The 14,024-nt window shown below is 57.1% G+C and carries 17 protein-coding genes; 9 read left to right on the forward strand and 8 right to left on the reverse strand.

Annotated elements, in window-relative coordinates; all coding sequences use genetic code 11:
* Positions 1-75: 75 nt before the first annotated feature.
* A complete protein-coding gene (locus TW83_RS15055; protein WP_045983594.1) occupies positions 76-504 on the reverse strand; it encodes a type II toxin-antitoxin system VapC family toxin in 429 nt (142 codons plus the stop codon).
* The gene (locus TW83_RS15060) at positions 501-746 is read right to left on the reverse strand and encodes a hypothetical protein (RefSeq protein ID WP_045983595.1); all 246 of its coding nucleotides are present in this window, start codon (positions 744-746) and stop codon (positions 501-503) included. Before TW83_RS15060 ends, TW83_RS15055 begins: the two co-directional genes overlap by 4 nt.
* A gap of 249 nt (positions 747-995) precedes the next feature.
* Between TW83_RS15060 and TW83_RS15065 the strand changes: the two genes are divergently transcribed.
* From TW83_RS15065 to TW83_RS20730, 7 genes are all read left to right on the forward strand, one after another.
* Positions 996-1,592: a recombinase family protein gene (locus TW83_RS15065; RefSeq protein WP_045983596.1), complete on the forward strand. Its 597-nt coding sequence runs from the start codon at positions 996-998 to the stop codon at positions 1,590-1,592.
* Positions 1,593-1,688: 96 nt separating this feature from the next.
* Complete coding sequence (locus tag TW83_RS15070) at positions 1,689-3,680, forward strand: GAF domain-containing protein (protein ID WP_052714926.1); 1,992 nt, start codon at positions 1,689-1,691, stop codon at positions 3,678-3,680.
* Positions 3,681-3,694: 14 nt separating this feature from the next.
* Positions 3,695-4,078, forward strand: a complete 384-nt coding sequence (locus TW83_RS15075; protein WP_045983598.1) for a response regulator — start codon at positions 3,695-3,697, stop codon at positions 4,076-4,078.
* A gap of 248 nt (positions 4,079-4,326) precedes the next feature.
* The gene (locus TW83_RS20725) at positions 4,327-4,926 is read left to right on the forward strand and encodes a hypothetical protein (protein ID WP_157001646.1); all 600 of its coding nucleotides are present in this window, start codon (positions 4,327-4,329) and stop codon (positions 4,924-4,926) included.
* Positions 4,919-5,320 carry a phage holin family protein gene (locus TW83_RS15080; RefSeq protein ID WP_045983604.1) on the forward strand — a complete coding sequence of 134 codons (402 nt, stop codon included), beginning with the start codon at positions 4,919-4,921 and terminating at the stop codon, positions 5,318-5,320. Before TW83_RS20725 ends, TW83_RS15080 begins: the two co-directional genes overlap by 8 nt.
* Positions 5,310-6,305: a DUF3618 domain-containing protein gene (locus TW83_RS19985; protein ID WP_084697558.1), complete on the forward strand. Its 996-nt coding sequence runs from the start codon at positions 5,310-5,312 to the stop codon at positions 6,303-6,305. The genes TW83_RS15080 and TW83_RS19985 overlap by 11 nt, the downstream gene beginning before the upstream one ends.
* 287 nt (positions 6,306-6,592) lie before the next feature.
* Positions 6,593-6,865 (forward strand): hypothetical protein, encoded by a 273-nt coding sequence (locus TW83_RS20730; protein WP_157001648.1) that lies wholly within the window; start codon positions 6,593-6,595, stop codon positions 6,863-6,865.
* 111 nt (positions 6,866-6,976) lie between these two features.
* On the opposite strand, the gene TW83_RS15090 is transcribed toward TW83_RS20730, so the two are convergent.
* The gene (locus TW83_RS15090; protein WP_045983599.1) at positions 6,977-7,375 is read right to left on the reverse strand and encodes a thioesterase family protein; all 399 of its coding nucleotides are present in this window, start codon (positions 7,373-7,375) and stop codon (positions 6,977-6,979) included.
* Between the two features lie 220 nt (positions 7,376-7,595).
* Between TW83_RS15090 and TW83_RS19990 the strand changes: the two genes are divergently transcribed.
* A complete protein-coding gene (locus TW83_RS19990; RefSeq protein ID WP_084697560.1) occupies positions 7,596-7,991 on the forward strand; it encodes a BLUF domain-containing protein in 396 nt (131 codons plus the stop codon).
* Positions 7,992-8,052: 61 nt separating this feature from the next.
* On the opposite strand, the gene TW83_RS20735 is transcribed toward TW83_RS19990, so the two are convergent.
* The 3 genes from TW83_RS20735 to TW83_RS15110 form a co-directional block, all read right to left on the reverse strand.
* Positions 8,053-8,364: a hypothetical protein gene (locus TW83_RS20735; protein ID WP_157001652.1), complete on the reverse strand. Its 312-nt coding sequence runs from the start codon at positions 8,362-8,364 to the stop codon at positions 8,053-8,055.
* Positions 8,365-8,533: 169 nt separating this feature from the next.
* Positions 8,534-9,835, reverse strand: a complete 1,302-nt coding sequence (locus TW83_RS15105; RefSeq protein WP_084697562.1) for a DUF2382 domain-containing protein — start codon at positions 9,833-9,835, stop codon at positions 8,534-8,536.
* 34 nt (positions 9,836-9,869) lie between these two features.
* Positions 9,870-10,796, reverse strand: coding sequence for a PhnA-like protein (locus TW83_RS15110; protein ID WP_204245779.1), 927 nt, complete (start codon positions 10,794-10,796; stop codon positions 9,870-9,872).
* Positions 10,797-11,082: 286 nt separating this feature from the next.
* Here TW83_RS15110 and TW83_RS15115 point away from each other — a divergent pair, with 286 nt between their 5' ends.
* Positions 11,083-12,393 carry a cation:proton antiporter gene (locus TW83_RS15115; RefSeq protein WP_045983602.1) on the forward strand — a complete coding sequence of 437 codons (1,311 nt, stop codon included), beginning with the start codon at positions 11,083-11,085 and terminating at the stop codon, positions 12,391-12,393.
* Positions 12,394-12,462: 69 nt separating this feature from the next.
* On the opposite strand, the gene TW83_RS15120 is transcribed toward TW83_RS15115, so the two are convergent.
* Positions 12,463-13,155 (reverse strand): ferritin-like domain-containing protein, encoded by a 693-nt coding sequence (locus TW83_RS15120; RefSeq protein WP_084697564.1) that lies wholly within the window; start codon positions 13,153-13,155, stop codon positions 12,463-12,465.
* Between the two features lie 96 nt (positions 13,156-13,251).
* Positions 13,252-14,024: phosphatase PAP2 family protein (locus TW83_RS15125; RefSeq protein ID WP_204245780.1), on the reverse strand; the 773-nt coding region annotated here is incomplete at its 5' end.

Consider the following 14,024-nt stretch of genomic DNA (forward strand, 5'->3'; position numbering starts at 1 on the left):
CTTGGGGAATGTGGGCTTATGATAGGTCTCAACCACACCTGCTTCAGTAAAGTCCACAACAAGCTAAGCCTGAAACTACGGCTGATATTCCCATGGATTGATGACTTCGACACCCATTGCCTGAAAAGGTCCGGTGTCGCGTGTCGCAATACTGGCGATCTTCTGTGCCGCGACAATGGCCCCGATCTGTCCGTCCGCATGACCTATGCTTACTCCACGCTCCCGCGCCCTTGAGACACGCATGGCATAGAAGATCGATGCCGTGCCATCATAGGGAAGGATACGGCCACCGAAGTCATTTTCGAGCATTGCTTCGATAGCACTGACAAGTCGGGTCTTCCGGTCGCCAGCGGGGAGGATGAATGCCCCGAACAGCAGTTCTTCTGCCGTGATGGCAGTCACATAAAGATTGCCCGGCTCCTGCACGTCAAGCCAAGCCATGACGTTTGGGTTGGGAACAGGCCTTTGGATCTCGGACAAGACATTCGTGTCGAGGATGATCATGAGAAGTCGGCAGCGTCGCCAACAGCCTTATCGCGCGGTCGGCTTAACTCATCACCGATCACGCCCATGTCCTGGAATCGAGCCCGCAGCTTCTGCCCAAAGCCACCCGTGTGTCGTGCAACGTAAGCGTTGACCAGGATGGCACGGGCCTCGGCTTCAAGGCTGCGCCGGTTGCTCGACGCCTGTTCCCGGAGATGGTTATGAACCTCGTCGGGTAGGTTCCGGATCATCATGTTTCCCATGGCAGCCTCTTTCCTAAGATGGCACTTTTCAGGACATGATATCACCCTCTCCAATGATGTCAAAAAGAAGACTCTGATATCGAAAAAAGTGTGTTGTCCCTGTCCAACAAACGGACGTTTTGCGGACTCGTGCTTGAGCTGTCCAAAAACTTCCGTTCGGTGAGTAATTGGACAACTTGATATTTGGACGGGTTTGTGGACATCTGTAGATGATCGGTCGCCCAAACCGGTCCTTACCATGGAAAACAGATGCCACTTATCGGATACGCGCGCGTCTCAACCTCCGATCAGGATCTGGCCCTTCAGATTGACGCACTGAAGGCTGCTGGCGTGACCCGCATTTTTGAGGACCGGGGGGTGTCGGGTGCCAACACGGATCGCCCTGGTCTGGGTGCGGCACTCTCTTTCCTCCGGGAAGGGGACACGCTTGTCGTCTGGAAGCTTGACCGGCTCGGCCGGTCAATGACCCATCTACTGCAAACCGTGACTGAACTCGAAAGCAGAGGAGTGAACTTCCGGTCCCTGACCGAGACTGTCGATACCACCACTCCGACCGGGCGACTTGTCTTTCATCTGTTTGGGGCGCTCGGTCAATTCGAGCGGGACCTGATCCGGGAGCGAACCGGGGCAGGACTGAAAGCCGCCGCCGCAAGAGGACGAAAAGGAGGGCGCCCCATTGCTCTTTCACCCGAAAAAATCGCACGCGCCAGACAGCTGATCGCGTCAGGCCTCAATGTGCGCGAAGCCGCCGCCCGCGTGAAGGTGAGCAAGTCTGCTCTCTATATGGCGTTGAAAGACAGTTCGGCGGTGACCGGCTTATCCAAGCCGCCTGACAAGGTCTGCTGACAAAGGCCGGGATATCCGCTAACGCGAGGGTAGATCATCTATACACGGATATGTGAGTTGCCTCGCAAGACAGCAATTACAGACGCGAATGATGTCGTGAACGAGACTGATTGTCTCGCTGCGTTGCATGCATACGGTATCCTCGACACCGCACCGGAAGTAGGGTTCGACGACATCGTCCGCCTCGCCACGCGGCTCTGTAATACCCCAGTTGCACTGGTCAGCCTGGTAGATGCCGACCGGCAATGGTTCAAGGCCCGTATCGGCTTCGAGCCTTGCGAGACACCGCTCGGGCAGTCGGTCTGCAAACATGCCATTGGGCACAAAGACCTTTTGATCATCCCCGACCTGACCATGGATGCCCGAACCCGATCAAACCCGCTGGTTCTGGGTGAACCAAACCTGCGCTTTTACGCCGGAGCGCCCCTGGTCACTCCGGAGGGCCTGACGCTTGGGACCATCTGCGTCATCGACCACGTCGCACGCCCTGAAGGATTGACCGATGCTCAGGCCGATGACCTAAGGGCTCTTGCCCGACAGGTCATGAACCTTCTGGAGATGCGACGCCTTATCGCCAGCCGCGACGATCTTCTCCGTCAGGCCGAACAGCACCGTCAGATGGCGGAACACGAGCATCTGGAACTGTCTGCCATGTTCGATCAGGCGCCAAGCTTCATGGCGCAGCTGAGGGGCCCTGACCATGTGTTTGATCTGGTTAACCCTGCCTACTTCCGACTGGTTGGAGCCCGAGAGCTCATCGGCAAGGCTTTTGCTGAAGCCCTGCCTGATGCTGCAAAGCAAGGGTATGTAGACCTGCTCGACGAGGCATATCGGTCAGGAAAACCATTTACACAGCGGGGTGCGCGTTATGCAATTCAGAGCGACCCCCATACCCCGACAGATGAGCGGTATGTCGATTTCGTATGTCAGCCCACGCGGGACGAAAATGGGGCCGTGACCGGCATCTTCGTCGAAGGCTCGGACGTCACGGAGCATATCCGCCAGACCAAGCGCATTGCCGCTCTCGGAGATCTCAGCGAACAGCTCCGCGATCTGACCGATGCGGACGACATTGCCCGCGCGGCGGCGGAATGCATGGCCCAAGCCATCGGTGGAAGCTGCATCGGCTTTGGGAGGGTCGATCTGGAAACTGAGACGATTAACGTGTCTGTCGACTGGTGCGAAGCCGACGGCGTCAGCGTGGTTGGGTCTCACCACTTCAGATCATTCGGCTCATATGTCGAAGATTTGAAACGCGGTGAGACCGTCGTTATTCCAGATGTTGAAGCAGATCCCCGAACGGCGAGCCAGGCTGATGGCCTCAAAAAGGTGCATTCCAGCGCCCTTTTGAACTTGCCGATCATGGTACGCGGCGCTCTCGACACGGTCATCTTCGTCCTGAATGCCCAGGTGCGACAGTGGACTCCGGAGGAAATCGACTTTGTAAGGCAGGTCGGGGACCGGACGCATGGAGCGATTGCACGGGCTCGTGCCGAACAGGAGCAGCATATCCTGAACGAAGAGCTTAGCCACCGGATGAAAAACACGCTGGCGATCGTCCAGGCCATTGCTACTCAAACGCTTCGGGAGGTTTCCGAACGGGGCGCCGTGACTGCGCTGACGCAACGCATCGGGGCACTGTCTCGCGCCAATGATGCGCTGCTGAAGACGCGATGGGCCTCCGCTGCCTTGAACGACGTTGCCACGGCAACACTGGCAGCGTTCGATCAAGCGGGACGGTTTCACCTGAGCGGACCGCCATTGCAAATCGGACCACGGGCCACATTATCGCTGTCCCTTCTGCTGCATGAGTTGGCGACAAATGCGGTCAAGTATGGCGCATTGTCCGTTCCCGATGGGCGGGTGACAATCTCTTGGAGCGTAGAGAAGGGTGTTGAAGAAGACATGTTGCGCGTGAACTGGGCTGAAGCCGGCGGACCCCCTGTTCTTCAGCCATCCGGCAAAGGGTTCGGATCGAGACTGATCAGCATGGGATTGATTGGAACCGGCGGCGTTGAACTTTGTTACAAGCACTCGGGGCTGATCGCTTCGATGGAGGCCCCGCTGACCCAGATGCAGCAGCCCTGAAGCAAAGAAATCCCATGGCCCAGTATGCTCCCTCAAACCGCCAGCCAGTGCTGGTTATAGAAGATGAACCGATCCTTCGAATGGCGGCACTCGACATGGTCGAAGAGGCCGGTTTCGATCCCATCGGTGCGACCGATGCGACCGATGCGATCAGAATACTGGAATCACGCCATGATATTCGCATCGTCTTTACCGATGTCGATATGCCGCGCGGCGTGGATGGTCTCAAGCTTGCCGCATTCATTCGAGAGCGTTGGCCGCCTATCCACATCATCGTAACATCAGGAAAGATGGAAGTTGGCAGGATGAAGCTGCCGGTTGATTGCGTGTTTTTTGGCAAGCCTTATGACGAACGGCGCGTCATCGCGGAAATGCACCGTATGAGCCGGATCCAATAATACGCGACGGTTTAAAAAATTGCGCTGCCATTGGGCTGCAGCTTATCCACTGTCCTTTTACCTCTAAGAAAATTTGGCAGCTGTTTATCCCCCTGACGGCGGCATCCGAGACCTGCTTTGCCAACAGCGACCAGTTTTAACAGCTTTATTGGAACGACCGCATGGCTTGCAGGTTGGGCTCTCAATAACGGGGATAGTGCACGGACCAATGCACCCGCCCTGGTGACTAAAATCAAGGGAGAACAATGATGGCCGACGAAGATCCGCGCACCAAGTCTTCAGGAAATTCCACGACAGAAAGCATAAAGTCAGAGGCGACCGAGCAGGCCTCGCGCCTCGCTGGCAGCGTCAAGGACGAGGCCAAGCGCTATGAGAAGGACCTCCGCTCCGGGATTGCCGAACGCGCTGAAAGTGTGGCCGCCGGTCTTCGGAAAGCGGGATCCGAGATCGATCCGAACTCGAGCATCGCCACAATGTTCGACCGTGCGGCCGAGAGCGTCAGCAGCATTGCAGACAGCCTGAATGAAACCGACCCGAGGGAAATGATTGACGAAGTGCGCAATTTTGCACGCCGTCAGCCGGGTGCGTTTCTTGGCCTATCGGCCCTGGCCGGCTTTGCCGCCGCTCGTTTTCTCCGGGCAGGCTCCACGACATCCTCGGGTTTCAGCGAGAAAAAAGGGATTGCAGGCTCAGACAAGTCGCGGCCCAGCCCATCCAAGAACCGTGTCCGCGTCAGTCCGATAAAAAGCGGCGAGCAAAAAAGTGTTTCCACTGGTGCAGACCGGCCGACATTGACCCCTCCGCTTCCCTCTTCAGATGAGCGCGGCAATGGAGGTTCTCATGCCTGATCCCATCCGCTCACAGAACCCTGCTTCGCTGGCTGCGGACGCTTTGCGCATTTCCGGCGATCTGGTTCGTAAGGAAGTCTCTCTCGCGAAGGCCGAATTGCGTCAGAACCTGAGCCGTGCGGGAGCAGGGGTAGGAATGGTTCTGGCTGCGGCAGTTCTGGGCATCGTGACGTTGAACGTGCTCACCGTTGCCTTGGTCGCTGCTCTCGCCGAAACTGCATTGGGGCCAGTCTGGAGCGCGGTGATCGTCGGCATCGTTCTGGCGATCTTGGCATATGCTCTGCTCCGCAAGGGTTTGGCCGATCTGAAGCCAGAAAACCTCATGCCCACCAGGACTGTCGAGAATGTCCAGCGGGATGCCAGCGCGGTAAAGGAAGCTTATCATGACGCATGACCTCAACAACCCTGACCAGATTGAGCGTGAGATCGAAAAGGACCGCGAAGCGCTGCGGCGGACGCTCGACGATCTACAGGGCGAACTGTCTCTGGACGGATTGTCGCGGCGCCTGACTGGATCCGTCCGCAAGAATGGAGCAGACTGGGCGGAGGCAGCAAGCGATGCTGCGCGCGCAAATCCTATAGCGTTGGGCCTAACTGGCATTGGGCTGGCCTGGATGATTTTTGGGCGCGGGCATGATCCGGTTCACAGCTTTGGTCAACCGTCTCATAATCGATCGGACCGGAACGAGCACTATGCCGCCATGGCATCGAAACCAGCCCAGCCATACAAAAGCAGACCGCCATTCTCGCGCCCGGCATGGGCATCAGATGACAAACAAGAAACAGATCGAAACGTGGACGCAACTTCCGATCGATCTATTGGATCCGGTAAGGAACACGGCATGATCGATTCCGCAAAAGACAAAGCTCTCCATCTGCGTGATCGTCTCAGTGAAGGCACTGAAGACATGAGTGAGGAGGCCCGTCGGAGGATCGAGGCAGCCCGTCGAAAAGCACTCGACGCCAGCGACGCTGTCAGTCGACAGATGGCACAGGCCAACAGAAAAATCGCTCGCAACTACGATAACGAACCTCTTTTGTTCGGAGCACTAGCCCTGCTTGGCGGGGCGGCACTGGGCGCGATGCTGCCCGGCACCAGGCGCGAGGATGAATTGCTGGGCGACTATCGTGAACAGCTCTTTGACGAAGCTGAAAAGGTCTACCAGGAAGAAAAAGGCCGGATCGGCAAAGCAGTTTCTGCGGGAATGGATGAGGCTAAGTCTGCAGCGTCCCAAGTCGTTTCTGCTGCCAAAGAGGAGCTGACCGAAGAGGGCAACGACAAGACCGCCTCTAATGCGGAGGTGCCAGGGAAGCCTAGTAAAACGAAGACGACCAGTGAATCTGACCAGTCTGGCACAACCTCATTGTCCAAGGCCTAATTCAACCATCATGCACTTTTGTAAAGGCCCCGCTATTACGGGGCCTTTTTCAACAGGACAATGGGCCGGAAGAACTGCTCGTAGTAATCCGCAAGCGCCCGCAGTCACTTCAGAAGAATAGGGTCAAACATTAAGATCACTATCAGTGCTGCGCCGATAATGTCGCATCGAGTCTGCGCCTGACGATTAATAGTCGCTCCATAAGTCGGCACCACCAATGTCATACCCACAATTGGTGAATACCAAACTTGCCCTCCGGCGCAGCACGGCGAGAGCGATTACAGTGAATGCACAACCAGAAGCGCTATTTCGCCTTGCGCTTTGATGCGGTCGATTTCTTCGATCCTGCCGCCTTTTTCGCTCCGACCGCCGGAAACGCCGCTTTCGTAAGGGCATTTTGTTGGCGACGCATCTCTGCCGCTGCTGCACCGCGACCGATGCCGAGGGCCCGGTTGGCACTGCTGAGCCACATGCTCAAAAAAGGGTTCTTCATTGGCCTCTCCGATCGCGTGTTTCAGGATCCTCTGCTGATGGACCCAGATCACCAGACGTCATCATGATATGAAAGATTGTTCTTGCCCCACGGGTTCCGGAAAGGGCGAAATTAAGAACAGGTCCGTTTTGCAATCACGTTACGGATCCAAACCTTCGTGGAATTACTGTTCCCCACTTTAGCCTAGAAATAGCTGTGCAATCTCGGGGCTGATCCGGCGCGGGCGTCGGGTTTCGGCATCGACGCAGCACCACGTACTGCGGGCTTCCACGATCAGATCATCTCCGCGTCGGAAAAGGGTGGTGAAGGACGCGCGTGATGCGCGGGTGTTGTTTGCGGTCACGAACGCTTCGGCAACATCATCGATGAACAATGGCAGGCGGTAGATGATTTCATGCTTGAGAGCGACCCAGAGCAGTTCGGAATGGGCTTGCGCGGACGAACGGCGTCTCCAGTAGGCTACAATGGCCTCCTGCACCCAATGAAGGTAGACAGCATTGTTCACATGACCCATGTGATCGATGTCCTGGGGCATAATCACGACCGGATAACGAAATGTAGGGTTGGGTGACGTCATGCTGCTATCGACCTTCTCTGTTTCAATCTTTATCGTTCGGAGAATGACTCAATCCTTTGTTCTTGACAAAAATAATGAGCAATCAGAGGCTCCCTGCCTGAACGAAGATTTTGATTTGCATTACGGAACGATTTACTCACCAGGGGCAAATTAAAAAATCAGCCTTTATGCCGGACTAATTTCTACCGGGAAAAATCACGCTACAGGGACGGTCTTGAAAATGCTCTGCCGCTACCTCTACCGTAGCATCACTCTCATAAAACCCAACGATCCGGAGCTGACAAACATCTACGCATTGGCAAGATCAAGAAATGCCGATTTCAACATCACCGGCTGCCTTCATCTGGAAGATGGCGTCTTTTACCAATGGATTGAAGGTCCGTCACAAGATCTGGACATGATCATGAACCTGATCCTTGCTGACAAGAAACACAGCAACTTAGAAATCCTATCCTCAGGCCCGTCTCTGAATCGACGGTTTGGTGGGTGGTCGATGGCTGCACCGGTTTCAGGCAAAGAAGCTCTTTTTGAATTCTTAGCGACCAATCGCATTTCGAAGTATCAGCGAAAGTTGTTCCTGGATGGAATTCTGACCTATATGGTCAAGTACACTTAACAGCACGTCATGAAAAAAAGGTCCCGCATCTGACATGCAGGACCTCACAAGTTCTATGAGATCAGTTCGAAGTCATGTCGATGAGCGGCTGAGCTGCCTGAATGCACTCGGCCATCGGCAGATCGCCACATTCCACTTTCAGACCTGTCTCGTCACCGGTCTGGATATGAAACCCTGCCTGAGGCGATTTGGGTTCGCCATGCCCCATACGCCCACCCATCATGTGCGGTGCGGGCGGGGGCATATCGCCGTCTTGGGCCATGGGAGCGGGAGGCGGCGGCGGCGCATCGCCGGCCGGGGGAGGGGTCTGAGCCCATGCCACACCGGAGACCGCTGTAAATGCTGCAGAGAACAGAATTGTTTTGAGACGCATTTTTTAACCTCGCAATAATGTTTATCGTACAAGGTAACGCTGTTGGTTGGCGGTAGTTCTGCGTCTGGTGAAATAATACACGCGGGTTCAGAAGCAGTTTACAGTTCAGGTCGTGAAAAAGGCGGCAAGATGCCGCCTTTTTCATTGATCAAGTATTGAGCCAGATGGCTCAGATATCGCGAAGAGGCCGATCCGTGCGGTCTCCAGCCACACGCTCGTCGTCGATCTCGACTTCGGTATGGCGCAGCGTGTCCCGGATCGTTTCGGTCCGCTCGCTGGCTTCCGTCTCAAGGCTGATCTCCTCGACGACACGGGCTTCCTTGGACACGACAGCTTCCTCGTGACGCTCGGTCGCTTCGACAGTCCGCTCCGCAAACAGACCGTCACCGACGTTCACAGCCCGATCGACGGGACGACGGGTCACATGGACGGTTTCGTCGCGCAGCGTGACCTGCTCCTCGACAGGGGTCTCGACCACATAGGAGCGAATCCGGACGCGGCCATGATCGGTTTCCCGTTTGCCGACGCGCAGGTTCTCCTTCATGACCTCGATGGTGCCCTCATCGGCGCCCACAGCGGCCCCGTCATAGGCTGCAGCGGGTGCGACGTTTGTAGTGCTGCGTGCGGAAAGTGCAGCTGCGCCGCCGTCCCAGCCCTCATTGCGCCATTCGGTCTCGCGTTGGTCCATGTCGATCGTGCCCTCGTCATCGAGGATGTCGATGATCCGATCCCGATTGGCCGCAGTCGTCTGCACCGACACCAGGTATCCACCGCGGTTCAGGCCTTCGGCATAGGTATGTTTGTCTTCCTCGGGCATGAAGAAGTCGCCGAGTGCTTCGAAGAAGCCACGATCCTCGTCACGAGCGGTCGTGGTTGTCGTAGCGGTCGTATCACGACCGGCGACGATGTCGATCTTGGAGGAGGACAGGCCTTCGCCTTCGATGCGGCGAACGGCATTCTCGGCCTCTTCCCGGCTGTCGAAGAAAGCCGTGATCTGCTGGCTATTGCGCTCGGTGGACATATCATCGGTGAAAGACATTTCTCTGCTCCTGGTAGGGGTCCCGAATATTGCGTTGGGACCGGTTCGTTCGATGGTTGCAGTCTGTTTGCGCAGCTCAACGTCGATGCTCTTGGAATTGATCGACGTGATGGTCCGGATATGAAGCTCCTCCTTCACCAGAAGGCGGATTTCGGTCACTGCGACTTCTTCGATGACGGGGACCACATATGTGTCTCCCTCATAGCGGGGTTCGGGAGCTGCTTCCCCCTTCTCCAGCATGCGGTTCACCGCCAGCCGTTCAATGACTGTCTCGGCTTTTGTAAGGTCCACGACCGCCTGATGTGCGGTCGCAGAAGTTGATGTGCGCACCACGACCTTGCCAGTGACAATATCGTTGATGATGATCTTGGCACGCTCCTCGACCATGGCGATCGTCTGCGAAGTAGAAGTCTTGACGGGATGATCGCTCATGGAAGATGGTTCCTGTTCGTATCGGACAGCGTGATCAAAGGTGACGGCGACGCGCGGTCACGACCGGGTCTACAACGCCCATTTGGCCTCCGAACCAGCCAGCAATCGCGCCGAGGATCAGGACGATAGCAGCAAGCAGCGCTCCGCGGGTCGCAGCCTTGGCTGCCGTGTCTGCGGCTTCTGTTGCAGTGGCCTGGGCGGTCTCAACCGCTTCCGTGAACTGCGCCTGATACTCATCAATCTGCTGCTGAGCTTCAGGAACGGGAATGCCCTGTGCCTGCGACAGCGCTTGGGCCGCCTGACGGCTGGCCTGTTCGGCTTCAGCCTCGGTCCCGGTCAGAGCCGTACGGACTGCCGCAATGGCCGCGTCGCGAGCAGCTTCCGGATCGGCATCCGCAGGCACCGAACCGCGGATCCGCTCTTCGATCGCCGTGAATGGATCATTGGGAATGGCCGACCCGACGACGGACCCTGCGGTGCTGGCAGCGCCCCCCACAACGTTTCCGACCGTGCTGACCGCACCGCCGACAAGGCTCGTGACGCTGGAGCCGATCAGATAGATCACGAAGATCGTGGAAACGGCCCAAGCCGTCAGGCCATGCCACCCGGCTGTGGAAGGCTTCGGTTTGCCCGACAAACGACCGGCAGCAACACCACCGATAAGCGCAGCAAGAATGGTCGAGATGGCGAACCAGATGCCTGCGCCAATCCCGAATGCACCTGCACTCGGATTGTCGCCGGTTCCAGGATCAAGCGTGGCAGCACCAACGCCGACACCAACCATATTGAGGACCACCTGAGCAGAGACGGCAATGACCGCACCAGCAAAGATTGCTCCCCAGGACACCTGGTTGATCATTACCGAACGAGCGTCTTCCGCAGGCGTTACCGCGCTGACGGAAATGTCGGAATTATCGCGGGTGGTGGAATATCCCGACCCTGTTTCCGGAATTTGAGCCATTTTTTTGTCTTTCTTTCAAGCAATCGGATGCGGTTGCTACGCCGTCGCGAAATCTAAAACTGAACTGGAAAGTTAAAACTATTTACATTGAAGAAAATTATAAACAGTCCTGTTTGTTGACTTCTAAGAGGCTCTTCGATGTCTAGTGGCGCGTTAACCATTCCGTGATCGGAAAGTTCCTGTAACAAAAATCATCAAAGGATTTTCTTCCTTTGCCCGAACGAATGGTGGATCTGGTCGATCTTGAGCGTGGGACAAATCCCAACAAAAGCACGAGAGCGAACCGATGCTTGAAAAACTGTCTGAGCCGCCCGATCCCTACATCCTGGTCCTGATGGGTTTTGGGGTCCTGATTGCGCTCGTGGCGTGGTTGCCACTGGTGCTTCGCCGCCTGCCGCTGTCGCTGCCGATCGTCTGCATTCTGATCGGGATCGGGCTGGGGTTGGTCCCGGGGCTGCGGTTCGATCCGTCGCCTCTGAAATACCCCGAGATTGCCGAACGGTTTTCCGAGTTCGTGGTGATCATCGCCCTGATGGGCGCAGGCCTCAAGATCGATCGGGTCCTTGGACTGCGGTCCTGGATGATCACCTGGCGGCTGATCTTCCTCACCCTCCCTCTGGGGATCGCACTCATCGCGCTTCTTGCGGGAACATGGCTTGCCCTGCCTTGGACGATGGCTCTTCTGCTGGGTGCTGTCCTGGCACCGACTGATCCCGTGCTTGCCTCCGATGTGCAGGTCGGTCCGCCGAAGTCCGGCGAGGAGGACGAGGTCCGGTTCGCGCTGACCTCGGAAGCAGGTGTCAACGACGGTGCGGCCTTCCCCTTTGTCCACTTGGCCATCGTCCTGTCAGCAGCGGCTGTGACGCAGGAGCCCTGGTTCTGGGACTGGCTCAGCTACAATGTTTTCTGGGAGATCGGTGTCGGCGTTCTTGGCGGCTACCTGATCGGCAAGCTCTTCGGCTGGATCACGTTCCATATTCCAGCCGAGAGCAAACTGGCCCAGACCGGCGACGGGCTGATCGCGCTTGCGGCGACGTTCATCTCTTATGGCCTCACGGAAACCCTCCACTCCTACGGGTTTCTCTCGGTCTTCGTGACCGCGCTGACATTTCGTCAAGCCCATCGAAGCCATGATTTCCATATGGAGATGCATGATCTGACGGAGCAGGTCGAGCGGATCGCGATGATGATCCTGCTCCTCTTCTTCGGCGGTGCATTGGCGAACGGACTGCTCGGCGCCCTGCGCCCGATCGATGTCGCAGGCGCGCTGCTCATTCTCCTGATCATCCGCCCCGTGACCGGAATGATCGGCTTGGGCGGCATGAAAGCCACGCTCAGCGAGCGCCTCACTATCTCATTCTTCGGAATAAGAGGGATCGGCTCGTTCTACTACCTGGCTTACGGGCTGAACCACATTGACGATCTTACTCACGCTGCACGTCTTTGGGCGATCGTCGGGCTCGTCGTGCTGCTGTCCATTGTCATGCACGGCCTCACAGTGACCCCCATCATGAGGAAGTTGGACCTTACCCATGGGCGCGACCCTGACGCGGACGATGCCGTGCCGCCGCCGGGCTTCCAGGGTCCTGCCACCTGACACATTCGGGCACTGACGTAAAAAAGGGCCCCTCGAGGGGCCCTTTTTAATCGTTACGATGGAAGAGCCTTATGCGTTTTCAGGCTGGTCTTCGTCATAGTCTGCCGCAGCCTCGTTGATCGAACCTTCGGCGATTTCCGTCAGCTTGCTGTCCGCTGCGCTCTCCTGGGCCAGGATGGTCTCGAGATGCGCCTTCGCCTCATCCATGCCGAGAGCTTCCGCAAAAGCGCTCATCGAGCCGTAGCGGGTGATCTCGTAATGCTCGACGGCCTGACAGCTGAAGATGATGGCAGCATCGCCCGCAGCAGTCCCTCCGAAGTCCTCAAGCAGGCTCTCACTCTCTTCCAGGATGCCATCGATGGCGTCGCATTTCTCGGCCTTGGCCCGCTTGCCCAAGAGCGTGAAGATCGCCTCAAGGCCTTCGATCTGGGCGGCGGTCTCCTCACGATGCTGCGTCAGCGCCTCGACCAGCTCCGGGTGGTTGGCCGCCTTGATCATCTTGGGCAGAGATTTGTAGATCTTCTTCTCGGCGTAATACATATCCGCCAGAGCATGTTCGAACAGATCGGCCAAGCCCTTCGTCTCGCTGGCCTGCTTGGACGCTTTGGCGGAGGCCGCTTTGGCCGCGATGGTTTGCGAGCGCTTCGCACGTGTCTCAGCGCTGGCTTTATCAGTTTTTCCACCTGCAGCCTTGCTCGACTTCGACGCTTTTTCATTTGCCTTGGTCGACGTCTCGTCAGCAGCTTTTTTCGCTTTTGCCATGATCAGGTTCTTTCTCGCATGTTGGTTGGATTATTGTGGAATTGCCTGCGGGAACGCCGGTGTTTAGGTGGCTGTTCCCACGGCAGCGCGGCATTTTTATCGGGCTGCCAATCGCGAATGTTCCGCTATCGGTTTCCGAGTTTCCCGGCTCTCAGGCCAAAAGGCATGGACAACACATGCCGCCGCAAGACCGAGGACTGCGCCGGCCGCAACATCGATGGGATAATGCTTGCCACGAGGCACTTGAATGCCCGCAATCATTGCAGCGATTGCCAGGGCCGGCACAGCCGTTTGCGGTAGATCCCTCGCCATGACGGTGGCCACGGCCACAGCCCCTGCAGTATGGCCAGAGGGGAAAGAGGTGTCGTGTCCGCCTTCGCTCTCCCCAGCCTCGCACTCATAGGTCTGCTCTTCGATCATGACCTTCGGGCGGGTTCGCTTGAAGTTGTTCTTGATGATCCGCTTGACGGAGTTTGCAAGAACATGGGCAGTCATCATCTTCAACCCTGCCTGCGTGACCTGCGGGCGACCGGCAATCGCGCCTCCCCCGATCATTGCGGCACACACGATCGACAGGGGGATCTGATCGGCGATCTCACTAGCCGCGCCGAGCGTCTTAACCACCGGATGATGGCGATGACGCGCAGCGGACCGTGCCACATCCTTGTCCGCTTCCTCGACGGCGGAGGCGACTTCAGACGACGGATCATTATTTTGGCTGTTCGTGCCCATTGGATCGCTTTCTTGCTGATCTTGCGCTGCCCATACGGCAGGCACAGTGAAGCAAGAAAAGCCCTTCGTGGTTCCGGCAATAAAAGATGTAGCGCGAGAAGCAGGGGTTATTGTTCCTGATCTGCCCCCCGTTGGTC

Origin of the sequence: Paracoccus sp. S4493 (assembly GCF_000967735.1) — a bacterium.
Lineage (GTDB): Bacteria > Pseudomonadota > Alphaproteobacteria > Rhodobacterales > Rhodobacteraceae > Paracoccus > Paracoccus marcusii.